This is a genomic window from Exiguobacterium sp. s28 (genome assembly GCF_018618135.1).
Lineage (GTDB): Bacteria > Bacillota > Bacilli > Exiguobacteriales > Exiguobacteriaceae > Exiguobacterium > Exiguobacterium mexicanum_A.
The window spans coordinates 226,353-252,832 of sequence record NZ_JACSLL010000001.1; the positions used below are offsets into that span (position 1 = coordinate 226,353).

General features: G+C 52.2%; 24 protein-coding genes. 4 read left to right on the top strand and 20 right to left on the bottom strand.

The features are described from left to right. Positions 1 to 164 precede the first annotated feature (164 nt). The 12 genes from pnpS to dnaE form a co-directional block, all read right to left on the bottom strand. Positions 165 to 1,892 (bottom strand): two-component system histidine kinase PnpS, encoded by a 1,728-nt coding sequence (pnpS, locus tag KNP78_RS01195; RefSeq protein WP_034778215.1) that lies wholly within the window; start codon positions 1,890 to 1,892, stop codon positions 165 to 167. After that, positions 1,889 to 2,593 (bottom strand): response regulator transcription factor, encoded by a 705-nt coding sequence (locus KNP78_RS01200; RefSeq protein WP_034778217.1) that lies wholly within the window; start codon positions 2,591 to 2,593, stop codon positions 1,889 to 1,891. Before KNP78_RS01200 ends, pnpS begins: the two co-directional genes overlap by 4 nt. A 195-nt stretch (positions 2,594 to 2,788) precedes the next feature. Beyond that, the gene (gene mdh / locus KNP78_RS01205) at positions 2,789 to 3,724 is read right to left on the bottom strand and encodes a malate dehydrogenase (RefSeq protein ID WP_214823151.1); all 936 of its coding nucleotides are present in this window, start codon (positions 3,722 to 3,724) and stop codon (positions 2,789 to 2,791) included. Positions 3,725 to 3,754: 30 nt separating this feature from the next. Further along, the gene (icd, locus tag KNP78_RS01210; protein WP_034779982.1) at positions 3,755 to 5,023 is read right to left on the bottom strand and encodes an NADP-dependent isocitrate dehydrogenase; all 1,269 of its coding nucleotides are present in this window, start codon (positions 5,021 to 5,023) and stop codon (positions 3,755 to 3,757) included. Between the two features lie 118 nt (positions 5,024 to 5,141). After that, the gene (citZ, locus tag KNP78_RS01215; RefSeq protein ID WP_214823152.1) at positions 5,142 to 6,254 is read right to left on the bottom strand and encodes a citrate synthase; all 1,113 of its coding nucleotides are present in this window, start codon (positions 6,252 to 6,254) and stop codon (positions 5,142 to 5,144) included. 185 nt (positions 6,255 to 6,439) lie between these two features. Further along, positions 6,440 to 6,904: a DUF441 domain-containing protein gene (locus KNP78_RS01220; protein WP_034778223.1), complete on the bottom strand. Its 465-nt coding sequence runs from the start codon at positions 6,902 to 6,904 to the stop codon at positions 6,440 to 6,442. 66 nt (positions 6,905 to 6,970) lie between these two features. After that, the gene (gene pyk / locus KNP78_RS01225) at positions 6,971 to 8,713 is read right to left on the bottom strand and encodes a pyruvate kinase (RefSeq protein WP_214823153.1); all 1,743 of its coding nucleotides are present in this window, start codon (positions 8,711 to 8,713) and stop codon (positions 6,971 to 6,973) included. A gap of 95 nt (positions 8,714 to 8,808) precedes the next feature. Then, positions 8,809 to 9,777 carry a 6-phosphofructokinase gene (gene pfkA / locus KNP78_RS01230; RefSeq protein WP_034778227.1) on the bottom strand — a complete coding sequence of 323 codons (969 nt, stop codon included), beginning with the start codon at positions 9,775 to 9,777 and terminating at the stop codon, positions 8,809 to 8,811. Between the two features lie 160 nt (positions 9,778 to 9,937). Continuing rightward, positions 9,938 to 10,873 (bottom strand): acetyl-CoA carboxylase carboxyltransferase subunit alpha, encoded by a 936-nt coding sequence (locus KNP78_RS01235; protein ID WP_034778229.1) that lies wholly within the window; start codon positions 10,871 to 10,873, stop codon positions 9,938 to 9,940. Then, on the bottom strand, positions 10,866 to 11,720 hold the full coding sequence (gene accD, locus KNP78_RS01240) for an acetyl-CoA carboxylase, carboxyltransferase subunit beta (protein WP_034779984.1): 855 nt from the start codon (positions 11,718 to 11,720) through the stop codon (positions 10,866 to 10,868). Before accD ends, KNP78_RS01235 begins: the two co-directional genes overlap by 8 nt. A gap of 14 nt (positions 11,721 to 11,734) precedes the next feature. Then, a complete protein-coding gene (locus tag KNP78_RS01245; RefSeq protein WP_034778231.1) occupies positions 11,735 to 12,289 on the bottom strand; it encodes a FadR/GntR family transcriptional regulator in 555 nt (184 codons plus the stop codon). A 75-nt stretch (positions 12,290 to 12,364) separates the two neighbouring features. Beyond that, positions 12,365 to 15,535: a DNA polymerase III subunit alpha gene (gene dnaE / locus KNP78_RS01250; RefSeq protein ID WP_214823154.1), complete on the bottom strand. Its 3,171-nt coding sequence runs from the start codon at positions 15,533 to 15,535 to the stop codon at positions 12,365 to 12,367. Positions 15,536 to 15,638: 103 nt separating this feature from the next. Between dnaE and KNP78_RS01255 the strand changes: the two genes are divergently transcribed. Beyond that, positions 15,639 to 15,830 carry a YtzJ family protein gene (locus KNP78_RS01255; RefSeq protein WP_034778236.1) on the top strand — a complete coding sequence of 64 codons (192 nt, stop codon included), beginning with the start codon at positions 15,639 to 15,641 and terminating at the stop codon, positions 15,828 to 15,830. A gap of 18 nt (positions 15,831 to 15,848) precedes the next feature. On the opposite strand, the gene KNP78_RS01260 is transcribed toward KNP78_RS01255, so the two are convergent. Next, positions 15,849 to 16,814, bottom strand: a complete 966-nt coding sequence (locus tag KNP78_RS01260) for a DHH family phosphoesterase (RefSeq protein ID WP_214706652.1) — start codon at positions 16,812 to 16,814, stop codon at positions 15,849 to 15,851. Between the two features lie 77 nt (positions 16,815 to 16,891). Here KNP78_RS01260 and KNP78_RS01265 point away from each other — a divergent pair, with 77 nt between their 5' ends. Next, positions 16,892 to 17,206: a YtpI family protein gene (locus KNP78_RS01265; RefSeq protein ID WP_233004412.1), complete on the top strand. Its 315-nt coding sequence runs from the start codon at positions 16,892 to 16,894 to the stop codon at positions 17,204 to 17,206. 45 nt (positions 17,207 to 17,251) lie between these two features. Here KNP78_RS01265 and KNP78_RS01270 read toward each other — a convergent pair whose 3' ends face one another. Further along, the gene (locus KNP78_RS01270) at positions 17,252 to 18,562 is read right to left on the bottom strand and encodes a DRTGG domain-containing protein (protein ID WP_034778238.1); all 1,311 of its coding nucleotides are present in this window, start codon (positions 18,560 to 18,562) and stop codon (positions 17,252 to 17,254) included. 161 nt (positions 18,563 to 18,723) lie between these two features. Here KNP78_RS01270 and KNP78_RS01275 point away from each other — a divergent pair, with 161 nt between their 5' ends. Further along, positions 18,724 to 19,821, top strand: a complete 1,098-nt coding sequence (locus KNP78_RS01275; RefSeq protein ID WP_034778239.1) for a M24 family metallopeptidase — start codon at positions 18,724 to 18,726, stop codon at positions 19,819 to 19,821. A 44-nt stretch (positions 19,822 to 19,865) separates the two neighbouring features. Here the strand turns inward: KNP78_RS01275 and KNP78_RS01280 are convergent, their stop codons facing one another. Both KNP78_RS01280 and KNP78_RS01285 read right to left on the bottom strand, forming a co-directional pair. Further along, positions 19,866 to 20,588: a metallophosphoesterase family protein gene (locus tag KNP78_RS01280; RefSeq protein ID WP_214753041.1), complete on the bottom strand. Its 723-nt coding sequence runs from the start codon at positions 20,586 to 20,588 to the stop codon at positions 19,866 to 19,868. Between the two features lie 12 nt (positions 20,589 to 20,600). Beyond that, a complete protein-coding gene (locus tag KNP78_RS01285) occupies positions 20,601 to 21,326 on the bottom strand; it encodes an SDR family oxidoreductase (RefSeq protein ID WP_214797286.1) in 726 nt (241 codons plus the stop codon). A gap of 183 nt (positions 21,327 to 21,509) precedes the next feature. On the opposite strand from KNP78_RS01285, the gene KNP78_RS01290 reads away from it, so the two are divergent. After that, the gene (locus KNP78_RS01290; protein WP_021065608.1) at positions 21,510 to 21,947 is read left to right on the top strand and encodes a universal stress protein; all 438 of its coding nucleotides are present in this window, start codon (positions 21,510 to 21,512) and stop codon (positions 21,945 to 21,947) included. A 54-nt stretch (positions 21,948 to 22,001) separates the two neighbouring features. Here the strand turns inward: KNP78_RS01290 and KNP78_RS01295 are convergent, their stop codons facing one another. The 4 genes from KNP78_RS01295 to KNP78_RS01310 form a co-directional block, all read right to left on the bottom strand. After that, a complete protein-coding gene (locus tag KNP78_RS01295) occupies positions 22,002 to 23,024 on the bottom strand; it encodes a serine hydrolase domain-containing protein (protein WP_214823155.1) in 1,023 nt (340 codons plus the stop codon). Positions 23,025 to 23,178: 154 nt separating this feature from the next. Next, a complete protein-coding gene (locus KNP78_RS01300) occupies positions 23,179 to 23,775 on the bottom strand; it encodes a 3D domain-containing protein (RefSeq protein ID WP_034778247.1) in 597 nt (198 codons plus the stop codon). A 431-nt stretch (positions 23,776 to 24,206) separates the two neighbouring features. Next, a complete protein-coding gene (locus KNP78_RS01305; RefSeq protein WP_021065605.1) occupies positions 24,207 to 25,418 on the bottom strand; it encodes an acetate kinase in 1,212 nt (403 codons plus the stop codon). Between the two features lie 126 nt (positions 25,419 to 25,544). Then, complete coding sequence (locus tag KNP78_RS01310; RefSeq protein ID WP_034778248.1) at positions 25,545 to 26,432, bottom strand: class I SAM-dependent methyltransferase; 888 nt, start codon at positions 26,430 to 26,432, stop codon at positions 25,545 to 25,547. Positions 26,433 to 26,480 lie beyond the last annotated feature (48 nt).

Below are 26,480 nucleotides of genomic sequence, written 5' to 3' on the forward strand. Positions count from 1 at the left end.
ACATGCGTTCGAAAAAAAAGACCCTTTTCTAGTAGCTAGAAAAGGGTCAATCTTCCTGACCGAGTGGAGATGAGCACCGGCCGGGACACGAGATGATGAAGAGGTCTCATCTATAGAGTAGCATCGCTTTGTAAAGTCGGTATGAACCCGACATGAATTCCATGTTAAGCGATTGGGAATTTGATTGTGAACGTTGTCCCAGCACCTTCGACACTATCCACGTGAATCGTCGCGTGATGAAGGTCGATGATATGTTTGACGATGGCAAGTCCGAGACCTGTCCCGCCGGAGTTCCGGCTCCGCGCTTTATCGACCCGATAGAATCGTTCAAAGATTCGGCTCACTTCTTTCGGCGCGATGCCAATCCCGTTGTCTTTGACAATCAAATATGATCCGTCCGTTCTCTTTTCGACCGCGATTTCGACACGGCTGCCTTCCGGCGAGTAGTTGATGGCGTTGGCGACAAGGTTCAAGATGACTTGCTTGATTCGGTTCATGTCCGCCTGCAAGACGACTTCCCCGTCGTGGCGCGACTCCAAATGAATCGATTTCTGCTCCGCTTTCTGGCTCAACACGAGACACACTTCCTCAACGAGCTGATTGAGCTGGACCGGGGTGAAGTCCAAATGGAAATCTTCACGTTCAAGCCGTGACAGCTCGAGTAAGTCCTCAACGAGCATTTGCATGCGCGTCGCTTCTTTTTGAATGATATCCAAAAATTGATCGCGCAACTCGGGCACTTCTTTTGCCCCGTCAAGGAGTGTCTCACTGAAACCTCGGATCGATGTGAGCGGCGTCTTCAACTCATGGCTGACGTTCGCGACGAAATCTTTCCGCATCTTCTCGAGTCGTTTCAATTCAGAAATATCGTTAAACAGGAGCGTCGTCCCGCGCAACATGCCTGTATCACTGAAGATCGGTGCGGCCGACACCATATACGTCTTTTGGTTGAATCCAGTTCGAATCGACAATTGACGGCGGTGGGGCTCTTCGGTCAAATAGACGTCCTCGATCAACGTCTCGACGTCCGGACTCGGTAAAATGCCGTGATAAAATTGACCAATCATCAAGTCGTCGTATTGGAACATGTCACGATATGAGCGGTTGACGAGCGTCACGATGCCACGTTCGTCGACCAAAAGCAACCCTGCCCCCATGTATTCGATGAGTGACTCGAGCCTTGCCCGTTGCACGGATTCACCAAGTGAGATCGTCTCCAAGTTACGGGCGAGAACGTTGATCGACCCGGCCAGACTGCCCGTTTCTTCATCATTGCGCAATTCGTACACACGGGCCCGATAGTTTCCGTCGGCAAGTTCACGTAACACGATTGTCGCCTCATCGATCGGTCGGATAAACTGATTCGTCAAATTGTGCAACACGAACAAAATCAAGAAGAATGAGAAAATCAAGGCCAAGGCAATCGTCAGCCAAATCCGGTCATATACCCCTTCTAGATCGGAGACGTAGCGGATGAAACTGAGATACACCGTATCACCCGAGGAGAGTTCGATCGGTTTTGTGAACTGAATCAAATCATCGCGCGTCTCGTTCCCAAACGTCCCGTCGTCTGGGATTGAAGCAGCGTCCATCCGAAAATCGAACGAACCGACCCGAAACGGTGTCCCGGCAATCACTTCCATTCGGCGATTGAGGAGCAGAATGTCGAAACTGCTCTCGTCATCGATTTGCCGGACATAGTCTTGAATCGCCTCGAGGTCGCCCCCTTCTAAATATAAGGCGGCGAGCTCCGTGTCCTCTTTCAAACGATCGCGTTCGGAGTCCAAATAGAAGTCTTTGAACAATTGACCAAGCACGATCCCGAGGGTCAACAAGACGCCCGTCACGAGCAGGATGAGCGTCGTCAAAAAACGCGAGCGGTACGTCTTCATTCGGGCATCGGCTCTTCCATCTTATAGCCGAGACCGCGAATCGTTTTGATATATGTCGGTTTTTTCGTCACCGGTTCAATCTTTTCCCGAAGGTGGCTAATATGGACATCGACGATGCGCGTATCGCCGACGAAATCGTAATTCCAAATAGCCGATAAGAGTTGATCACGCGTCAAGACACGGCCTTTGTTTTTAGCAAGATAGGCCAACAGTTCGAACTCTTTTGGGGTCAACTCAAGCCGCTCCCCGTTTTTGAACACTTCATAGTTCGAAGCGATAATTTTCACGTCACCGATTTCAATGACGTCCGCGTCCACCGCCGGCACCTCTTGTGGAGCCGAACGCCGTAAGATCGCTTTGACCCGGGCCACAACCTCACGCGGACTGAACGGTTTCGTCAAATAATCATCTGCCCCTAGTTCGAGTCCGAGCACTTTATCGAACTCATCGTCTTTTGCCGTCAACATCAGGATCGGCGTGTTCACTTTCTGTTGGCGGAGTCGCTTACAAACTTCGAGACCATCCATCTCGGGCAACATCAAATCGAGGACGATCAATACCGCATCCTGCTTCTCGGCGAGTTCGAGACCGGTCTTCCCATCATGGGCCGTCTCAACCTCAAAACCGGCTTGCTCCAAATTGAATTTCAATAACGTCGCAATCGACACCTCGTCATCGACAACAATCACTTTTTCGGCCACGCTTAGTTCCTCCTCTAATCTATCTGTTCTGTCACGTACACTACCTATTTTACAAATCAATGCCACGTCCGACCAACATCAAAGCAAATCTTTACAAAAACAAAACAAATCCACGTTCTTCTTTCAGTGTAGCACGCGACCCTCAAAAACCAAGCGTACAAAAAACCTCGCCTGCTCAGCAGACGAGGTGACGAATCAGTTAAGGACGTTCAAGACGGAGCGGACCGATTCAGCCGAGCGCTCAAGCGCGGCCGTCTCCTCTTCCGTCAATTCAAGTTCGAGCACACGTTCAATCCCGTTCGCGCCAAGTATCGTCGGGACACCGAGATACAAGTCGTGGAAGCCGTACTCACCGTCGAGATACGCGATGGCCGGTAAAATACGTCGTTGATCTTTCAAGATCGCTTCGACCATCTCGACGATGGCCGCTGCCGGCGCATAGTAGGCCGATCCGTTCCCGAGTAGCTGGACGATTTCGCCGCCACCTTTACGGGTCCGATTGACGATCGCATCGATTCGGTCGCTCGGCAATAGCTTCTCGAGTGGGATGCCTCCCGCGTACGAGTAACGAATGAGCGGGACCATGTCATCCCCGTGCCCGCCGAGCACGAATCCAGAGACGTCCTTCACGGAGATATTCAACTCCGCAGCGACGAACGTCCGGAACCGGGCCGTATCGAGCACACCGGATTGACCGATCACGCGCTCTTTCGGGAAGCCTGACTCTTTGAAGGCGGCATATGTCATCGCATCGACCGGGTTCGTCAAGACGATTAAAATCGCATCGGGTGAATAGCGGGCCACTTCTTTCGTGACGGCCCGCATCACTTTGGCGTTCGTCGAGACGAGGTCGTCCCGGCTCATGCCAGGTTTCCGGGCAATCCCGGCCGTGATAACGACGATATCCGAATCCGCCGTGTCGGTGTAATCCGACGTCCCCGTGATCCACGAGTCAAACCCTTGAATCGGCGCCGTCTCTTGCATATCGAGCGCTTTCCCTTTCGTCGGGCTCTCGTTTTCTTTGATATCGAGCAGGACGACGTTACCGAGCTCTTTTTGAGCCAGATACAGTGCAGTCGTGGCTCCCGTGAATCCGCTACCGATCACCGAAATTTTATTGCGACGAATCATTGTGCTCTCCCCCTTGGTTTAACTGATGAATTACATGTTTTTGATTAGTTCATCTGCAAACTCTGAACACTTCACTTCTGTCGCGCCGTCCATAAGGCGGGCGAAATCGTATGTGACGACTTTCGAGGCAATCGTCTTCTCCATCGAGTTGATGATGAGGTCAGCCGCTTCGTTCCAGTTCATATGACGAAGCATCATCTCACCTGACAAGATGACTGATGACGGGTTGACCTTGTCAAGACCTGCATATTTTGGTGCCGTACCGTGTGTCGCTTCAAAGATCGCATGGCCCGTCACGTAGTTGATGTTCGCTCCTGGCGCGATCCCGATTCCGCCGACTTGGGCAGCGAGTGCATCCGAGATGTAGTCCCCGTTCAAGTTCATCGTTGCCACGACATCGAATTCACGTGGACGTGTCAAAATCTGTTGCAAGAAGATATCGGCGATCGAATCTTTTACGATGATTTTGCCTTCCGCTTCTGCTTTCGATTGAGCTTCGTTTGCAGCCGCTTCGCCTGACTCTTCTTTGATGCGGTCGTACTGTGCCCATGTGAAGACTTTGTCGCCGTATTCTTCTTCTGCGAGCTCATAACCCCAGTTTTTGAAGGCGCCTTCTGTGAACTTCATGATGTTCCCTTTATGGACGAGCGTGAGCGATTTACGGTTGTTCGCGATCGCGTACTCGAGAGCCGCGCGAACAAGGCGTTTTGTTCCTTCAGACGAGATCGGTTTGATGCCGATTCCAGACGTTTCTGGGAAACGGATTTTGTTGACGTTCATCTCTTCTTTTAAGAATGAGATCAATTTTTTCACTTCGTCGCTGCCTGACGCGTACTCAATCCCAGCGTAGATATCTTCTGTGTTCTCACGGAAAATGACCATGTCTGTATCTTCTGGGCGCTTGACCGGTGATGGGACGCCTGTGAAGTAACGGACCGGACGCAAGCACGTGTACAAGTCAAGTTCTTGACGGAGTGCTACGTTGAGTGAACGGATTCCGCCGCCGACCGGTGTCGTCAATGGACCTTTGATGGCAATCAAATATTCACGGATTTGATCGAGTGTCTCGTTTGGAAGCCATTCGCCTTTTTGGTTGAAGGCCTTCTCCCCAGCGTACACTTCCATCCATTCGATTTTCTTCTCGCCGCCGTATGCTTTTTCGACAGCCGCATCAAAGACGCGCACCGACGCGTTCCAGATGTCTGGTCCTGTGCCGTCACCGATGATAAATGGAATCGTCGGTACGTTCGGTACGTTTAATACACCGTTTTCAACTGTGATTTTTTCGTTTTGTGTCAACATAATGAATCCCCCTAAGTACATTTATGTAGGCCGACGCGAACGCCGACCTACGTCAATTGTTAGTTTACCAAAGTTTATGTCTAAATTGTGACTCGATCTTCTCGTGTCGCGTCAATTAACGCTCATTCACCGGGACGTATGACCGGTTCGTCTCGCCAACGTACTCGGCGCGCGGACGAATCAAGCGGTTGTCCGCATACTGTTCGAGAATGTGGGCGATCCAGCCCGACATGCGTGAGACGGCGAAAATCGGTGTGAACAACTCTTCATCGAGACCGAGCGCATAATAAGTCGATGCTGAATAGAAATCAACGTTCGGCTTCAAGCCTTTCTCTGTCTCGACGAGGTGATCGATCTTCTCAGACATCTCGTACCATTCCGGCTCGCCGATTTGGGCCGTCAGTTGGCGGCTCATCTCTTTCAAATGTTTCGCACGCGGGTCGCCGTCCTTATAGACACGGTGACCGAAGCCCATGATTTTCTCACGACGCTCAAACTTGCCGCGAACGTAGTCTTCGACTTTGTCGACCGAACCAATCTCGTGGAGCATTTTCATGACTGCCTCATTCGCACCGCCGTGAAGCGGGCCTTTGAGCGCTCCCATCGCTGCCGTCACGCCTGAGTAAATATCAGACAACGTGGCAACGCAGACGCGGGCCGTGAACGTCGAAGCGTTCAATTCATGGTCGGCGTGAAGGATGAGTGCCTTATCAATCGTCTTCTCGGCTACCTCACTTGGTTCTTCTCCGTTCAACATGTATAGGAAATTGGCCGCATACGACAAGCCAGGTTTCGGCGCAACCGGTTGTTCGCCTTTACGAAGACGAGCGAACGCCGTTACAATCGTCGCAATTTGAGCTTGGAGACGAATCGCTTTGCGCATGTTCGCTTCTGTACTCATATCTTCAGCCTCTTCATCATAAAGCGCGAGCTGTGAAAGGGCCGTCCGAATCGTCGCCATCGCATTGGCCGATTTCGGCGCCCGTTCGAGCGTCGCGATGACTTCTTCTGGTAATTTGGCTTCTTTCACGAGCGCTTCAGAGAGCTTAGTTAATTCATCTGCTTTTGGAAGACGGTCGTTCCATAATAGGAAAACAACCTCTTCAAAAGTGGCGTGGTCCGCCAAATCGTCGATTGTGTATCCTCCGTAAGTCAATTGTCCGTCGATGATCGAACTGACTTTTGAGGCCGCTGCCACAATTCCTTCTAATCCTTTTGTCGTTGACATCAATAACTCCCCCTCAGTCTTTAAAAGTGATCGACCGCATCATACAGTCTGTTGTGTAGGGAATAAGGGCGGGAAGTCGAACACTTTCCCCAATCCGTTTCGAGCTCGCTCCACCCTGTCCTTTATCTAGTATAAACAATTTACTGAAAAAAAGAAATGTAAGCGTATCCAGCCGTCAAAAAATGTCAGAACCATTTTTCTAACAGGCTAAATCCACCTAAAATCAAAGCGGCGATCCCGGCTCCAATCAGCGGTCCAACCGGCACACCTTTCATGAAACCAACGGCTAGAATGGTGCCCGCGAGGAGTGCCGTCGTCACGACGGGTTCGACTCGCATCAATTGAACGCCTTGGGCCGCGGCGAGCGCGACGAAGATTCCTGAGCCGAAAGCGATGATGCCGACCGGCCCTTTAATACTATTCCACAATTCCCTAAACCCGATGTCACCGGTCGCAATCGGGACGAGCACGGCAATCGTGATAATCGTCACGCCCCAATGGATGCCTTTTGAGGCGAGCGTCGGGAACAGTTGATCACCGAATCCGATTGCTTTAATAATCAATAGGACGCTGCTGGCGATGATGATCGATTGGTTATGGGCAATGACGCCGATCAACACGAGCAGCAATAAGAACAAATACGCACTCATTATAGACTCTCTTTCTGAATGGAAAAAGAACCGACTCATGAGAGAGTCGGTTCGATTGGCATTCGATTACGCGTTGTAGATTTTACCAGTAAGTGGGTCGATCGAAATCATCTGTCCGTCACGGAACGTTGATGTCGCTGATTCGACACCGACGATGACCGGTTTACGGAGTGATGGCCCGACGATACCAGCATGGCTCGTCAATCCGCCGTCTTCAGTGATGATTCCAGCTGCTTTTTCAATCGCTGGCATCATTTCTTTGTCTGTGAATGGTGCGACGAGGATCATGCCGTCTTTCGCTTTCGCATTCGCTTCGTCTGCATTGTTCGCAATGACGACTTCACCGACGAGACCGCGCTCACCGATCCCGCGGCCGTTTGCGAGGGCGTGACCGACGATATGAACTTTCATCATGTTCGTCGTACCCGCAGTCGCAGCCGGGATACCTGCCGAGATGACGACGAGGTCACCGTCTGTGACGAATCCAGCGTGGCGAGCCGCTTCTGAAGCTTGTACCAACATCTCATCCGTGTTGTTCGGCATTGTGTCAGCAATGATCGGGTACACGCCCCAAACGAGGTTCAATTGACGTGCCACACGCTCTGACTCTGTGACCGCGATGATGTTCGCCTCTGGACGATACTTCGCTGTACGAGCAGCCGTGTAACCTGATTGTGTCGGTGTCAAGATCGCTTTCGCGTTCAAGTTGATTGCCGTGTGGGCAACCGCTTGTGAGATTGCATCCGTGACCGTGTGCTCACTGCGTTTCTGACGATCTTTAAGCAAGTTTTTGTAGTCGAGCATTTGCTCAGTACGTCCAGCGATTGCTGCTTGCATTTGAACTGACTCGATTGGGTAGTCCCCTGCTGCCGTCTCACCTGAAAGCATGACCGCATCCGTACCATCGAGGATGGCGTTGGCAACGTCAGATGCTTCCGCACGTGTTGGACGCGGGTTGCGTTGCATTGAATCAAGCATTTGTGTAGCCGTGATGACCGGTTTCCCGAGGTCGTTACACTTCTTGATCAATTCTTTTTGAACTGGTGTGACTTCTTCCGTTGGGATCTCGATTCCGAGGTCACCACGAGCGACCATCAAACCGTCAGAAATCGCCAAGATTTCGTCGATATTGTCGACACCTTCTTGGTTCTCGATTTTCGGATAGATTTTGATGTGTGACGCGTTGTTGCGTTCAAGAAGTTGACGAATCTCAACGACGTCAGACGCACGGCGGACGAACGATGCCGCGATGACATCGATGTCTTGTGAAATCCCGAACTCGATGTCGGCGATATCTTTGTCTGTAAGGGCAGGAAGGTTTACCTTGACGTTAGGCAAGTTGACACCTTTCTTCGTCTTGATGACGCCTTCGTTTTCGATGACGCAGCGAAGGTCACGGTTCGGGAGCTTCTCAACGACAAGGAGACCGATGAGTCCGTCGTCGAGCATGATGCGTGAACCGACTTCAACGTCTTCGTAGAGACCTTCGTATGTGACCGAGAAACGATCTTTCGTTCCGACGATTTCTTCTGTTGAGACGATGATGACTTCTTTGCCTTTTTCGAGGAGTGCTTTTCCGTCTTCAAACGTATGTGTACGGATTTCAGGACCTTTCGTGTCAAGAAGAACCGTCACGACTTTGCCGGCAGCTTTTGCTGCTTCACGGATGTCGCGGATACGTGCGCCGTGCTCTTCATAGTCACCGTGTGAGAAGTTGAGACGGGCGACGTTCATACCGGCTTCAATCATTTCCGGAAGACGTTTCTCTGAAGCTGGTCCAATCGTACATACAATTTTCGTTCTACGCATAAATAAAAACCTCCTAGGGGATGTATTACATTTACACACAGAAAACGGGGGGTCAACCGACCTGATCCCGTCTCTGTGGAGTTCACTGGTACTCGTTAAATCGAAAGTTGGTTCGAAAGATCGATCAACTGCATATCGAGCGTGTGCTTGTTGTGATCGAGCGCTTCGTCGATATCGAGATCCATCATCTTACCGGCACGAATGCCGACGACACGTCCTGCCTTGCCTTCGAGTAAAATCTCGACAGCGTAAGCACCCATGCGGCTCGCAAGCACGCGGTCCGCAGCAGTCGGGGAACCGCCACGTTGAATGTGTCCAAGAATCGTCACGCGTGTCTCTGAGTTTGTCTTCTCAGCGATCATCTTTCCGATCTCTTCCGCACTGCCGGCGCCTTCAGCGACGACGACGATCGAGTGTTTCTTACCGCGAGCCACACCATGGTTGATGCGTTCCACGATCGCACTCAAGTCTTCTGGACGTTCTGGGACGAGGATTGATTCGGCACCGCCGGCAAGACCGGCATAAAGTGCGATATCACCTGCGTCACGGCCCATCACTTCAATGACATACGTCCGTTCATGCGACGACGCCGTGTCACGGATTTTGTCAATCGCGTCAAGCGCCGTGTTGAGCGCTGTGTCGAATCCGATTGTCGCATCTGTACCCGGGATATCGTTGTCGATCGTTCCCGGCAGACCAATTGTTGGGAAACCGAGTTCTGTCAACTTTTGGGCGCCACGGTATGAACCGTCTCCACCAATTACTACGAGCGCGTCGATGTCGAATTTCTTCAACTGCTCGACCGCTTTCGCACGACCCTCTTCCGTTCTAAACTCAGGGCAACGGGCCGAACGTAAGAATGTTCCTCCGCGTTGAATGATATCGCCGACCGAACCGAGGTTCAATTCGACGAGATCTCCTTCGATTAGACCTTGATAGCCGTTATACACACCGTACACTTCTAGACCTTCGAAAATTGCTTTTCGGGTCACGGCACGGACTGCAGCGTTCATTCCAGGGGCGTCTCCCCCACTTGTCAATACCGCAATACGTTTTAAATTCACGTCACTCACCTCTTATGTGTTTTAACGAAATCTGAAAATAAAATACCATGTCTGACCTTTGTTTTACAACACAAGTATGTGAAAAAAAAGCATGGGGTATGCTCAAAACCAGTCATCTCGTGAGTGAATGAACGTGAACCCGAAGCGGTTGTTAACGTTTTCACGAGCCAATTGTGCCAATTTGATGATATTTGGCGGCCCGCCCTTGCAACAACTCATTTTGAGTCCGGCCTCGCAACTCTGTCATGTGTTGTGCTAATACAGGCTTTAAGAGTGATGACTGTAATGACACATCGATGTGAGCGCCGCCGAATACCTCGGTGACGACTTCATCGACAATCCCTAAATTCAGCAAATCTTGTGCGGTGATCTTCATCGTTTCCGCTGCGCGTTCTGCGAGCTTCGCGTCTTTCCACAAGAGCGCGGCGGCGCCTTCTGGTGAAATGACCGAATACGTGCTGTTCTCTAACATGAGCAGACGGTCACAGACACCAATCCCGAGCGCTCCGCCCGATCCGCCTTCTCCGATGACGATCGAGATAATCGGTACTTTCAACGTCGCCATCTCGAACAAGTTGCGCGCAATCGCCTCGCTTTGTCCACGCTCTTCGGCGGCTTTCCCAGGATAAGCGCCTTTCGTATCGATGAACGTGATGACAGGACGATTGAACTTTTCCGCTTGCTTCATAAAGCGAAGCGCTTTGCGATAGCCTTCTGGATGCGGCATCCCAAAGTTACGTTTCATGTTCTCTTTCGTGTTACGACCTCGTTGATGGCCGATAATTGTCACCGCTGTCCCGTCGAGTGTGGCCAATCCCGTTACGATGGCAGCATCATCATAGCCGTGACGGTCACCGTGCAACTCGATGAAATCTGGAAACAGTTGGGTGATATAATCGAGCGTCGTCGGCCGTTTCGGGTTACGCGCCAGTTGCACGCGATCCCACGGTTTCATATTCCCATAAATGTCTTTTTCTAATCGATGAAGCTTTGCTTCAAGATGACGGATTTCTCGAGATAAGTCGATGCCTTTCGTCTCTGCCGTCTCGCGCAGCTTCCCGAGCTGTTCGTTTACTTCTTTGATTGGATCAAACATGATGGACCTCCCCGCCGTGTAACTCGATCATCTTCTTCAAGAACGAACGCATCTGTTCACGGTGAACGACGGCGTCCAGTTGCCCCGCTTCTAACAAGAACTCGGCAGTTTGGAAGTTGTCTGGCAATTTCTCACGAATCGTCTGTTCGATGATGCGGCGCCCGGCGAAGCCGATCAACGCCCCAGGTTCGGCGACGTTCACATCCCCGAGCATCGCGAAACTGGCTGATACGCCACCTGTCGTCGGGTGCGTCAAGTAGGCGACGTACAAGAGACCGGCCTCGTCATGTTGTTTCAACGCAATCGACGTATTGGCCATCTGCATCAAGCTGACCATGCCTTCTTGCATGCGCGCTCCGCCTGAAGCGGTGAACAGGACGACCGGCAATCGTTCTTTCGTCGCGGTCCGGACGGCCGAGGCGATCGCTTCTCCGACATACGCCCCCATCGATCCCATACGGAAGCGGGCGTCCATGACGCAGACGACGACCGGGAGCCCATCGATCGTGGCGCGGCCACAGACGATGGCTTCTTCAATCCCAGTTCGCTCCCTGTCTTTTTTCAATTTATCTTCATAATCTGGAAAATCAAGCGGGTTCTCTTTGACGAGCGGTCCCGCAAATTTTTCAAACGATTGACCGTCGACCAACATGTGAATCCGCTCATCTGCACTGAGCGGGAAATGGTAGCCGCAATCACACACTTTATGATTTTCGTTTAACTGTTTCGTGTAATGCATATATTTACAGGATGGACATTTTGTCATCAAGCCTTGTGGTGCGTCAATTTTTGGTTCTCGTTGACGCAAAGGCATATATCGTTTCGGTTTCTTGAAAAAAGCAGTCATCGCTTCCCCCTCGTTCATTCCGGCATCCCCGCCTCACGCCACATCTCCAACAATCGTCTACGTTCATCTTCAGTATACAAGTCGCCCGCGTCCGTCCCGTCATAAAATCGGTTTACTTCACTCCAAATTCGAATGAACAGTTCATTCTTCAACCCGAAGATGAGATGCTGCCGGAAGGCACGGTCCGTCTCCACACTCCCCTCGAGCAACGCGATGCGTTCCGGGGTCGGTTCGACTTCCGTCAACGCCAAGCGTTCGAGCAGTCGCAACATATCGACAATGTCTGACGCCTTCGTCTGTTTCGTGACGATAAATTCAGACAAAATCTCAATATACCGATGGCGATCTTGCTCACATAAAAACGTGCCGCCGCCATGTCTCGTCTCAACGATTCCAAGGAAGCTGAGTGCTCGTAACGCTTCACGGACCGAGGCACGGCTGATGGATAGGGTCTCGGCGAGTTCCCGTTCTGACGGGAGACGGTCGCCTGGCTCGAGTGAGGCCTGGACGATCAACGTTCTAATTTTAGAAATATTTTCGTGAAATGAGGATGCGTGTTTTCCATGCATCTGACCGTTCAACTCCCTTTTTGGATGGCATTTTCTCTAAAGTGGTCAGACCAATTAATCAGATTATACCACTTTTTATGACTTGGTACTAGTTTTCGTACCGGGCAATTTCGAGTCGACCCGCTTCAACACGACATCCGTTTCACCAAACCGTTGTTTCAACGCCAAGAGCAATGACTCCGTCGGATTGATCGCATACGCCGAGGCAAGTTGCTTCACTTCCTTTGAATCCGAGAACCGACAAATAACCGGCACATCCCCTTTGGACGTATGGAGCAACTCTTCGAGGTCGGCGAACGACTCCAAGCGCAGACGGACAAAGAGCGCTTGTCCATGGAGCGGCCGGACCCGCTCGACGACGAGTTGACGCCGTCCGTCCCGTTCATTTGGATGCACCTCGAGCAAGAGGACGTTCCCGACGTAAAGCGAGCGCGAAAATTGCGCGAACACCCGCGGGAAGATGACGACCTCATCTTGCGACACACCGTCATCGACCATGACGACACCCATCTCTTCGTTCTTCTTCGTCTTGAACGTCCGAATCGCGTCCACATAGACGACGATGAATCCGCGTTCGCCATGGAGCACTTCATCAATCGTCACCGTCTCGATCGAGAGCGGCGCGACCGTCGTCAATGGCGAATGGACGATCCACGTCCCGAGCGCCTCTCGTTCTTCCTCGGACCAATTCGGCTCAATCGGCGCGGATCGTTTTAATCCGAGCGCGGACAACTCATCCGGGAGCAGATGCGTCTCCGTCTCCTCGCGAAGCCGTTCGACCGCTTCAAAGGCACGTCGACGCTCACCGTGGTACATCCGATCCAACGCCCCAGCACCGAGCAGGCGTCGCAGTTTCATATGGTCTTTCGTTCCCCAGTCCATGAGTTCAAGCAGACGCTTCACATCCGTGAACTCGGCATGATGCTCAATCAACCGCTCGACATCGCGTTTCGTCAACCCTTGGACCGCCTTCAGTCCGAGACGCACGCCGGGCCCTTCTAAAAAGGCGGCGGCTTGTCCGTGCAGAACGTCGGGCGGATAGACAGGGATTTTTCCTTTCCGCAACATGCGGACGAGCTGATTCGTCTTGTCGTACGTCACGAGGTAGAAGATTCGTTCAAAGTGCGCCTTCACATAAGCTAGACGGTAACTGATCAAACTGTAGGCGACGGCGTGGGAACGGTTGAAGCCGTAACCAGCGAACTTCTCGATCCACGAGAACACTTGCCGCATCGAGTCAATGTTGAACCGCTCCGACGAACGTTCTAAGAAGCGGGCTTTCTCGACGTCAATCGCTGCCACGTCTTTTTTGGCGATGGCGCGGCGTATCAAATCCGCCTCGGCGTATGAATACCCCGCGAGCTCCCGCAACAAGCGCATGACTTGTTCCTGATAGACGAGCACGCCGTTCGTCGTCCGCATGATGTCGCCGACGACCGGATGGACCGCTTGATAAGGCATCCCATGCTTGCGCTTCGCATACGTATCGATGAACTGCATCGGCCCCGGACGATAGAGCGACATCGTGACAACGATATCCTCGAACTCGGTCGGCTTCACTTGCCGAAGCGCTTGTTTCATCCCTTCCGACTCAAATTGGAAGATCCCGTCCGTGTCACCCCGGGCGAGCACGCGGAACGTCTTGGCGTCATTCAATGGGATCGTCTTCAGCGAAAACAGCTCATCCGTCTCCCGAATCAGCGCCTCCATCTGCCGGAGCCTCGTCAAGTTGCGCAGGCCAAGCAAATCGATTTTCAACAGACCGAGCGCTTCGAGATCCTTCATATTATATTGGGTCACTTGCTCCCCTGTCGTCGGCTGCAACGGTGTGATCGCATCAAGTGCCTCCCGGCTGAGCACAAGGCCGGCCGCATGGACCGAAGCTTGGCGCGGTAACCCTTCCAACTCGGAGGCGATTTTCAAGAGCTGCGAGCGCTTTTGACTGCCGGCGAACCATTTCACTTTCGAAGGGTTGGCCAAAATCCCGGCCAACCCGTCATCTTTTACTTGTTTGCTGGCCGCTTGTCCTTCTTCAAGCGTCAGACCGAGCGCCCGCGCGACATCCCGTAACGCCGCCTTTGCACCGAACGTGGCGAGCGTACCGATTTGGGCCGCATGGTTTTCACCATACTTCTCCAACACGTAGCGAACGACCTCATCGCGTCGTTCATCCTCGAAGTCCAAGTCGATATCCGGCATCGTGATTCGTTCCGGATTCAAAAATCGTTCGAACAAGAGACCGAACCGGACTGGGTCGACCTCGGTGATGTGAAGCGCGAAACTGACGAGCGACCCGGCCGCGGAACCACGACCCGGACCGACCTCGATCCCTTGTTCCTTCGCATAGCGAACGATATCTTCGACGATGAGGAAGTAAGAGGCGAAACCCGTCCGCGCGATGATATCGAGTTCATAGCGGGCCCGTTCGATATAATCTTCTTGGAATAGGTCGAGCGCCTTTAAGCGGTCGGCAACGAGTCGCTTCAACCGGTCGATGGCACCTTCGAATTCTGGGATGGATGTTGTCGCTTGCGGCAACCGAGTGACGGACACGAGAGATTCGAATCGGTCGAGTGCCTCGAGTTCGATCGGTTCAAACCAATCGTTCATCTCACTCGGTAGGCGGACGTATTTCCCTTTCTGGTGAACGTCTTCTTGCGAGATGAGCTCTCCTTCGCCGATGGCGACGATGGCACGATACGCCTCGAAATCTTCTGGACGCATGTAACACGTCTCGGGGGCCGGCACGAGCTTCGTGCCGAGCTCCTCCCGCATCTCGCGGAGCTGCCTGAGCATCAACGTCTGCTCCGTCGTTTGGGGCGCCGGCAATCCGAGCCATAGTTTCTCCTCGTTCACGTAACCGAGCAGATGGTTATACAAGCGCCTGCGGTGAACTGGGTCGTTCGTCTTCCAATTCTCCGGTAAGACGACTACCGCCAGTTCGGTCGTCTCGGTCACTCCATCGGCCTGCACAAGGCGATACAGTTCCGGCAACTGTTCCTCGGTCAACGCGTAGACGAGGACAGACACGTCAAACCCGTCCATCCGCAGCTTGGTCCGCAACCCGATGACAGGTTTGACCGCATAGCGTTCGCACAATCGGACGAACTGCGGCAAGCCGTATAATGCATCGTCAGCGAGCGCGACGGCCCGACTCCCTCTCTCAGCCATCAGCGCGACGTATTGTTCAAGTCGAATCGTGCTCTGCATCAAACTAAAAGCCGATCGTACATTCAAGTGGATCACAAGATCCCCCCTTTCTTTTTTTCACAATTGTCAAACTCATTCCGGCACTTGTCTGATACAATAATTATAGACAAAACTTCTCCTAAAAGGGGGTATAAACCGTATGATTATTAATCGGGGTAAAATCGCACGAGACAAGCTCGAAAATTTACAGAACGGCCAGACCGTCTTCGCCGATAGCCCGGAGATTATCGACCGACTTCGCCGCTATATCGCCGAGTATCAACTCGACGTCGTCGAGGACGTGACCGACCGCGGCACATGGTTCATCCCACAAGATCAGGACAAAAGCTGAAGAGAGCTGACCAACGGGTCAGCTCTCTTCTGTTTCGAACGTGAATGGCGCCGCGACTTCATCGAGTGCCGCAATCACTTCGTCCATCTCTTCCCATGTATCGATCGTGGCACCGGCTGCCATCGGATGGCCGCCACCGCGATAGCGTTTCGCCACTTCATTGATAACCGGCCCTTTCGAACGGATTCGGACCCGAATCTCATCTTTGTTCTCGACGAACATGACCCAGCACTTCAATCCTTCGAGTCCAGAGAAACTGTTGACGAGCAACGATGCCGCTTCCGGTGTCGCGTGGAACGTGCGCAAGACGTCCGCATCGATCTTGACATAGCCGACACCCGCTTCTGTCACGTTGACGTTTTGAAGCACATAGCCTTGGAGCTGTAACGTCGCCAAGTTCGTCTTATACATTTGACGATACAACCGATTCGTATCGATGCCGTAGTTGATCAATTCGGCGGCGACCTCAAACGTGCGCGGCGTCGCATTGCGGAACTGGAACCGTCCCGTGTCGCCGACGATTCCGGCGAACAACAAGAATGCGGACGCCTCGTCAAGGGCAAGCCCCCAGATTCCCGCAAGTTCAGCGATCATCTCCGACGTCGAACTGACCGTCGTGTCGACGATTTGATGGGTCGCATACGCGTCCTCATCAGGGTGGTGATCGATTTTGACGACCGTCTTGCCTGTTAAGGCGTGCGGCCCATCGATTCGTTCGTGGTTAGCCGTGTCGAGCACGATGACGAGCGCGTCTTTGTACATGTCGGCTTCAACATGCTCCATCTTGCCTAAAAATTCTAAGTCGCGGACGATGCCGCCGACGACGTAAATCCGTTTTTCCGGATAGGCGACCTCTAACATCCGCTTCAACCCTAGCTGACTGCCGAGCGCGTCAGGGTCAGGACGGACGTGTCGGTGGATCATGATCGTATCCGCCGCTTCAATCAATTTCAATATCGTTGCTGCCTCTGGCCAGTGTGCCATCGCCATTCCTCGCTTTCTTGAACACTATTCTATGGTATGATGATAACAGATTACACGTCTGAAAGGGGTTTCTTCACTTGGGTCAATTAATTATGATCGGACTCATTTTGTTTTCGTTAGGTGCCTATTTCGTTTCTAAACGACGCGCCTATTTGACGAAGACACCATACCGGAAAGCGCTCTTTAACACGCAAGCGCTCATCTGGTTGAGCCTGTTCCTCGCACTTTTCGCCGTCAACCAGATGATCGGCGGCCTCGGGCTCGGCTCGACAATCGGTTGGATCGTCAGCATCGCCATGCTCGTCCTAGGGCTAGGCAATGCCGTCGTCGGGTTCATCCGGTACCGTAAAATCTATCCGCTCGCGAACGAAGAGCCGATCAAACAAGCATAAGGGCAGACAGAAACGAGCTGATGACATCATCAGCTCGTTTTTTAGTTAACGGTCGATCAATTGCGCCGTAACGAGCGCTTTGGCAACGAGTTGCGTGCCTTGCGTCATCTCGACGTCGACTTTCCCGAACTTCCGACCGAGGTCGAACACGTTGGCCGAGACTCGAATTTGACTCTCGATTTGAATCGGTTTCATGAAATAGACCGTGATATTCTCGACGACGAGGTCGCCTTTTTTCATATGACGCAGACTCCGGGTCGCCCCTTCGACAAGTAACGTCGTCAAGACACCTGACGACGCCGTCCCCATGTGGCTCGTCATTTGCGGCGCGACCTCGACGGTGAACGCGGTCCCGTTCGAGTTCGGATCTTCTTTCAATTGGTTCGTGATCATATTGTCGAACGTCTCGCCGACTTGCGGTTGACGGTTGGCGAGTTGGAGCGCCTTCAAGACGTCTTGGCGGCTGATGATTCCGAGCAGACGGCCGTAGTTGTCGACAACCGGCAACATCTCGATACCTTCCCATACCATTTGATGGGCGGCATTGGTGACGCTCGTCTGAACGCCGACCGTGATCGGGCTCTTCGTCATCACTTTCTCGATTTCGGTGTCATGCGGGCGGTCAATCAAGTCTTTCGCCGTGATGACCCCGACGACTTTCATCTGTTCGTCGATGACGGGATAGCGATTATGTTTCGTCCGTTCATTCAGCTCATGCCAGCGTTTGACCGTATCGTCCACTTTTAAATAGAACGTGTCGTGGAGCGGAATGACGATATCCGATACGAGTAGAATCTCTTTTTTGATTAAACGGTCATAGATGGCACGGTTGATCATCGTCGCGACGGTGAAACTATCATAGGAAGTCGAGATGACCGGCATGTGGTATTTATCCGCCATCCGCTTCACTTCGTCGGTCGTATCGAATCCACCTGTGATCAAGACGGCACCGCCAGACTGGAGCACGAGTTCATGCGCCTTTTCCCGGTTTCCGATGATGACGAGCGAGTCGACATCGATGTAACGCATCATCGCTTCGAGCTTCATCGCCCCGATGACGAACTTCGAGAGCGTCTTATGCAGCCCGTCACGGCCGCCGAGCACTTGCCCGTCCACGATATTGACGACTTCAGCGAACGTCAGTTTTTCGATATTCTCTTTGTGCTTACGCTTGATTCGGATCGTCCCGACCCGTTCGATCGTCGACACAAATCCTAAATTCTCTGCTTCTTTGATGGCCCGATACGCCGTTCCTTCTGATACCGCCAACTCTTTCGCGATTTGGCGGACCGAAATTTTGGACCCGACATCGAGCGACTCGATATGTGCTATGATCTGTTCATGTTTTGTTGTCATGTCACGAGTCCCTTTCCTCAATACATTTTCTGTCATCTTCAGTATACTGTATCAGTGGTTCTTCTTCAAACTGTACTACTGAAATGGTGACATTTCCTTTCCATTTTGGAAAACGTTATAATGAGAAAGAACGCCAATGAACGAGAAGGAAGGGAAACGAGTTGAATCAACGAACCAACCATATTGCACAATCTTTGGCCACGAAAGGGTTAGACGCCGCTTTCGTCACATCGAAAGCATCGGTCTTCTACTTTTCGGGAGTATACGCCGAGGCTCATGAGCGGCTCATCGCCATTCTTGTCTTGAAGAACGGCACGACCGCGATCGTCTGTCCAGCACTTGAAAAAGGAATCGTCGAAGCGAGCGAGTGGAACGGCGATATCGTCACGTACATGGATCATGAAAACCCATGGGACAAAGTCGTCAAACTGTTCCTCGACCAACAGATCATCCCCGAGCGAATCGGAGTAGAAGGCGAGCATTTGACGTACAATCGCGCCGAGCAACTCCGCGCCGGTTTCGCGGGACTGTCAATCATCGACTTGACGGAAGAGTTGCAGGCACTTCGCATGATCAAGTCACCGGACGAGGTCCGCTTGATGAAGCGCGCCGCCGAACTCGCCGATATGGCGATCGAGGCAGGGATTCGCGCATTGCGTGAAGGCGTGACCGAGCTCGAGGTCATCGCGGAAATCGAGTATGCGATGAAGAAGCAAGGCGTCCGGGAGATGTCGTTCGACACACTTGTGTTGTTCGGTGAGAATAGCGCCGACCCGCACGGTGTACCCGGCAACAATCGCTTGAAGAAAGGCGATTTCGCTTTGTTCGACCTCGGTGTCATTTGGCAAGGATACGCCTCTGACATCACTCGCACCGTCGTCTATGGAGAAGCGAGCACGAAACAACGAGAGATTTACGAGACCGTCCTCAAGGCCGAAGAAGCTGCGATCGAGATGGCGAACGTCGGGACGACGCTCGGCTCGATCGATATCGCGGCCCGTCAAGTCATCACGACGGCCGGCTACGGGGAATACTTCACGCATCGTGTCGGACACGGTATCGGCATCGAAGTACACGAATTCCCGTCAATGGCCGCCAATAACGACATGACGGCCCAAGTCGGGATGACGTTCACCGTCGAACCGGGGATTTATCTCCCTGGCGTCGGCGGCGTCCGCATCGAGGACGACATCGTCATGACCGAGAGTGGCCCGATTCTGTTGACGAGTTATCCGAAAACGCTCCAAGAAATCGATTGAGTCACAAAGAAAGACCAGCCGCGCGCGGCTGGTCTTTTTCACGGTCAATAAAAGAGTCGGAACATGACGTCTCGTTGTGGCACGTCACGGCGTTCCATCGTCTCAAGGAACGAGCGTTTGTCATACGGCACGGCTTGTGGGTGAATCGAGAAGCCGGCCTCACCCCACTCGAGGATGCCGTAACGGGCCAAGTCGTCACGGGCGACACCGAGCGCTCCCGGATTGAAATAATGTTTCACGTCATCCCGAAACATGTGCTCCGGATGATGATGCCCGAAGCAGATGACATCCGCCTCATACGCCGCGTAAAGCGACTGCATGTTCGAAAGTGTCGCCTCGACGATGTCGTGGAACGGTTCCTCGGTGATCGGCGTCTCCCGTTTCTCGGTCGGGATATGGTAATGGATGCCGTACACGCGAGTCCCTTCGACAACACGTTCAATCGTGCGCGGCAGCTTGAAGAGCGCCTCCGCATAGGCAGGTTTCAACGTACGCGCCACCCACTCATGATGCGGGCGCGTGTGTGCGTAGCTTTCGGGATGCCCTGTCCCAGCCATGAGCGACAACACGGCCTCGTCATGGTTGCCCGTAATCATGTGCACGCCGCGGTCGAGCAGTCGCGCCATCACTTCGTTCGAATCGGGTCCCATCGCAATCATGTCCCCTAAACTCCAGATTTGATCGATCCGTTGCCGGTCCAGTTCGGCAAGCACCGCATCGAGCGCTTGGACGTTGCCATGGATATCGGTCAATATGGCCAACTTCATGCAGACCCCTCCTTATTTCCGGTATTGATGGACGACGTTGACACCGCCGGTCACATCAATGACAGCACCCGTGACCATGTCAGAATCGTGAGCGAGCAAGAACAGAATCATTCGTGCGATATCTTCGCCCGTCCCGTGCCGGCCGACCGGTGTTTGATCATCCGGTTCGGCCGCTTCGATTCGCATCTCTTTTTGTGCCCCGACAATATTGCCTGGATTGATCATATTGGCTGTGATGCCGTAGGCCGCCTCTTCAAGCGCGACCGATTTCGTCAAACTGACAAGTCCCGTTTTCGCTGCCGCGAACGCCGACCGGTGAATCCAGCCTGGTGCCGTCGCACTTTCCGGGAAGCCGTACGTGATGATGCGGCCGAACTGTTTCGACCGCATGCTCGGGATGGCTCGGCGCATCAACCAAAACGAGGCTGACAAGTTACCCGTGATCACCTCGTCCCATTCTTCGTCAGACAAGTCGACGAGACATTTCCGTTCAAAGATATATGGCCCGGCATTCAAGATGAGCGCGTCCGGTTCTCCGAACTTGGCCACTGCCTCTTCATAGGCACTCAAGACGGCCTGGCGGTCCGTCAACGGCGTCTCAATCATATGTAACCGCTCGTGGTTCCAATTGATCGGCTTCCGTTGCAATACGCTGACGTGCCAACCTTCTTCTAACAGTCGTTCCGTCACAATGCGGCCGATCCCTTTCGCACCGGCCGTGATGACTACGTGTTTCATCGTCATCCCTCCTCTGTATCATCTTACCCGTTCCGTCTGCTCATTTCCAAACTTCAACCTGTTCGGTGAGAAAGTTGTGAATATTTCACACATTTCTGAAAGAACCGGGCGTGAATTTAGGCAGAAGTGGTATACTATACATGTAAGCCGCACGTACATTTCAAGCGAAAGGTTGGGATTTACATGGCAATTGTCTACAAACATATTCTATCTGCCGTCGACGGCTCGAAAGAGGCGGAACGCGCATTTGAAACAGCAATCGACGTCGCCCTTCGAAACGATGGCAAGCTGTATATCGGTCACGTCATCGATACACGGACGTTCGCCACGGTCGAAGCATATGACCGGACGATTACCGAGCGTGCTGAAACGTATGCGAAGGAATTGCTCGAGGACTACGTCAATCGCGCGAAAGAACGTGGTGTCAAAGAAGTCGAGACGGTCATCGAGTACGGCTCTCCAAAAGTGACGATCGCTAAAAAAATCGCACCGAATCACGACATTGACCTCATCATCTGTGGAGCGACCGGCTTGAACGCCGTCGAACGCTTCTTCATCGGTAGCGTCTCTGAAAGCATCGTTCGCTATTCGAAGTGTGACGTTCTCATCGTCCGCCAATAACATGATTAAGAAAAGGGCCACCGCAAATGCGATGGCCCTTTCATGTGGAGTCGCTTATGGCACCAGGTCGTCGGTCGGCCGAAGCGTCTCAGCCGCCAGATTGCTGAACTCGCGAAGATAATCGAGATATCGGTCGCCACCATAGTTATAGCGCTTGTTATACATCCTGACGATGACGGCTCGATAGGCGGGAATAACCAATAGCAACGGACCGGTGTTCCCGAGGATTTGATACGACCCCGTCGGTACAGCCCCCCCTAGTTCGCTCCACGCTTTCGGCTCGCCTTGGACATACCAAAACAGCCCGTTTGTCGGGAACGTTGAGTTGGGATATGCGGGACTTTGAATCGATGTCGCGAGACGAATCACTTCTTCCGGCACAATCTGAACGCCATGATGACGTCCGTTATTCAAATGAAGATTTCCCCATGCCGCGAATTCTCGCGCAGTCGTATGTAGGTTCGACCCCATCCCATCATCAAAAGGATACAACTTATACGACGCTTCCTCGTCAGGATCGTCCACGACTTTGACGAGACTCGGTGCCGCATCAGTCGCCCATTCCGTCCGCGAGAGTCCCATCGGCCGAAACACCCGCTCCCTTAATAAGTGCGTGAAGTCATATCCGTATAACCGCTTAAACAAATCCGTCACGATCTCGACGTTCACGTTCCGATATGCCCATCCTTCACCCGCATCGAACTCCCGAAATAGCACACCCGTCTCATCCCGATTCAGTCCGTGCGAGTGCGTGACCAAGTGCCGAATCGTCGTCCCTCGAAACGTGTCCACGTCATACTCATCAAAATAATCAGAGACCAAATCGTCGAGATGCCGAATCTTGCCTTCATACAACGCATAGGCAATCGCCAGCCCCAAATAACTTTTACGGGCCGAAGCGACGTTGAACATCGAATTGACGTCAACCACTTTTGCATCATGGTTCGAATGGAATCCGTCATAATTTTCGAACACGATGTGATCGTCTTGCAGGACTAGCAGCGCGGCGGCACTGCTTTGATTCAAATGCTGAATAGCCTTCACATATGAGACCAACGTTTCGTAAGTCGTCTCCACGTCAACTGTCCCCTTTCAACCTGCATACGATTTTCTCGATTCACATTCAATTTCCTTCTTCTCAAATCGCCACCCCGCGATTCCCATCCGGTGTAATCCGTTTCAACGCATCAAAAAAGGGCCACCGCAATTGTGATAGCCCCTCGTTCACGTATTATAACACTTTGACAGTTACTGTCTTACGACCGAAGTTGAGGGCCGCACTTTGTGAGTACATTAAGATGTCGATTTTGTTGCCTTTGATGGCGCCGCCTGTATCGGCCGCTGTGTATGTGCCCATCAACTTCCCGCCGACGTACACTTGTACTTTCTTACCGAGCGGGATGACGCGCGGGTCGACAGCGACGACGTTACGTTTTTGGGCCCGGACGTTCCAGCCTAATGCCGTCACACCTGAACATCCTTTGCAATACGGTGTGTAAGCCGATGCGTTCATCGTATATGTTTTCACACTAGCCTTCGCGACCGTCTTTTTCACGGTGCGTAAGTATTTAGTAGCGATCCAACCTGCTTTGCCTTTGTAGTTGACGCGAATCCAAGCCCCTTTTGAGCCGGTACGCTGTAATTGTTGTCCTTTGTTGATCTTGCCGATGACTTTTCCGTTGAGTGAACCTGCCGAGCGGACGTTTAATCCGTTAACTTGGCTTTGAACGTAAACTTTTGAAGATGCCTCAACTTGTTGTTGTTGTGGCAAAAGCATAGCGAGTGTCATGACCGTCAGTAGTAAGACCGTTCCAATTTTTTTGAGCATGTGGTTTGTCCTCTCCTAGTCGGTTTGTGAGTTGTAAGTTCATGGTGTCGAATCTGTGGTGCCGTATTCACTGTCACATTTCGCGTTTATTGCTGAATGTTTCGTCCAGATAACTATATGACGAAACATGACGACGTGCGTTTACAACTAAAATTCATTTGAGTGTCATCAAAGTTACGGTTAGATTACAAAACCGCCATCTTTTAAAGAAAGATGACGGTTTTAATAATAATCTTTAGTTTTTGTCACATTAATTACCATTTAAAGGAATTAATATATCTGGATTGTTACGAAAACCCGCTTTCCTTACGTCGAATATTACAAACGAGCTGGATTCATTCGGTCTATTGTCACAATCCCTTCCCCCTTCATGCGTCAAAAGCACTAAAAAAGTCCGTCTCGCAAGGTTGCGGGACGGACTTTGTAATAACTTAAACGTGTGACTCAACGAGGTTGGCGATGCGTACGGTATCGCGTGCGATGACCAACTCTTCGTTCGTTGGGATGATGATGACTTTGACTGGTGAGTGCGGGTAGTTGATGAACAACTCTTTGCCGCGTGCTCCGTTGTTGAGTGATGGATCCCAGTAGACGCCCATGAACTCAAGGCCACGAAGGATGCGCTCACGGATGACGTCAGAGTTTTCTCCGACACCAGCTGTGAAGATGATCGCATCGACACCGTTCATCTCTGCCGCATATTGACCGATATAACCGTGGATGCGGTTCGAGAAGATTTTGAGCGAGACTTCGGCACGGTGGTTGCCTTCGGCCGCTGCTTGCTCGATGTCACGCAAGTCACTCGAGATACCCGAGAGACCGTAGACACCTGACTCTTTGTTCATGACGTTCAATACGTCTTCAGCCGACTTGCCAGTCTTCTGCATCAAGAACGGGATGAGAGCCGGGTCAAGTGATCCCGAGCGCGTTCCCATCGTGATTCCTTCGAGTGGCGTGAAGCCCATTGTCGTGTCAATTGAACGACCACCGGCAACCGCTGCGATTGATGCACCGCTACCGAGGTGGCATGAGATCAAACGAAGGTCTTCAAGCGGACGACCGAGAAGCTCTGCCGCACGTTGCGTGACGTACTTGTGGCTCGTTCCGTGGAAACCGTACTTCCGGACGCCGTGCTCCGTGTAGTACTCGTACGGAAGGCTGTACAAGAAGTTCTCTTCCGGCATCGACTGGTGGAACGCCGTGTCGAAGACCGCGACTTGCGGTACGTTCGGCAAAATCGTTTGGAACGCACGAATCCCCGTCAAGTTTGGCGGGATGTGGAGCGGTCCGAGTTCGACGAACGATTCGATGTTCTTCATGACCTCATCGTCGATAACGACCGAATCCGCGTACAACTCTTTTCCGTGAAGGACACGGTGACCGACGCCTGCGATTTCGTCGAACGACTGAATGATATCAAGGTCGATCAATTTTTCGAGCGAGAGCTCGACCGCTTCTTTATGTGAATGAAGCGGCGTGACGATATGGAACTTTTGTCCTTCGCCATATTTAATCGTGAAGATCGCATCTTCTTTTCCGACACGCTCGACGAGCCCGACGGCGAGCATCTTCTCAGATGGCATCTCGAGAAGCTGGAACTTTAATGACGAACTACCTGCGTTGACTGCCATAATTTTTGTCATGTCATACACCTCTTACCTTTCGATTTAAACACGAGTCTTTATCTGTTCTCTTAAAAACCGATAACTGTATCATAATGAAGATACTTGATATGGCATATGTTTTTCAAGTCTTTTGCCCAATAAAAATTATGTTGTTTTAAACCAATCGTCAATCTGTTTCACAATATTGGCAACCGCACGTACGTCCGTGAACGACGGCAATTCGACGAGGAGCGCTTGTTTCGGGCGTTTGACGCCTTCCCCGAGCTTTTGTAACATCAATAGGCTCTTCGCATATCGCTCATCTTTGAACATCGTCGTCGGGAGTTGCAGAACCCCTTTGACGACGGCCTCACGGTCCATCCACTGTTTTAATTTCCCTTCGTCATCCTGTTCAAACAAATTGTTCGGGATGACAAAGATACCATGCGCGCCCGGTTTCAGGTGGCGCATCGCTTGTTCGATCAACAAGAAGTGAGAATAGGAATGGCCTTCCTCACGTTTCAAGGCGTAGCCTGACGCCACCTCATCGTTCGGATAGTAGCCGATCGGCAAATCGACGAGCGCCAGATCGCTCGGCTCGACGAACAACGGTGCGAGCGCGTCCTGGTGGAAATACGACACCGGTTTCCCGAGTAAGTTACTGATCGCGTATGACAGACGTAGCATCGTCTCATCGACTTCGACGGCTTGTGCGGTGGCGTCTTTCAATTGTGTCAACACGGCATGCACGAGTGTCCCCGTCCCGCTTCCAAGTTCGAGCACGCTCGCCCCGTCTTTGACGAGTTTCGTTGCCAAGTAGCCGATGAACAGGCTGACAGCGTCCGGTGTCGGTTGGTGGTTCGGCGGGAGCGTCGTCGTCTCCTCGAGCACGAGCAGACTGACGGCTTTGCGGACATCATCCGTCTTCTCTTGTTCGACATCGACCCGTTCAAATACTTCAATCAACGCCTCGAGCGGTAACAAGTCAAGGTCGGTCGTCAGCTTCTTCGCCTCTTTCTTCCAATCCCGATACAATTGTTCAAATCGTTCCATCTTCGATCATCCTTTCCATACAAAACCGGCCCTCTGATGGAGAGCCGG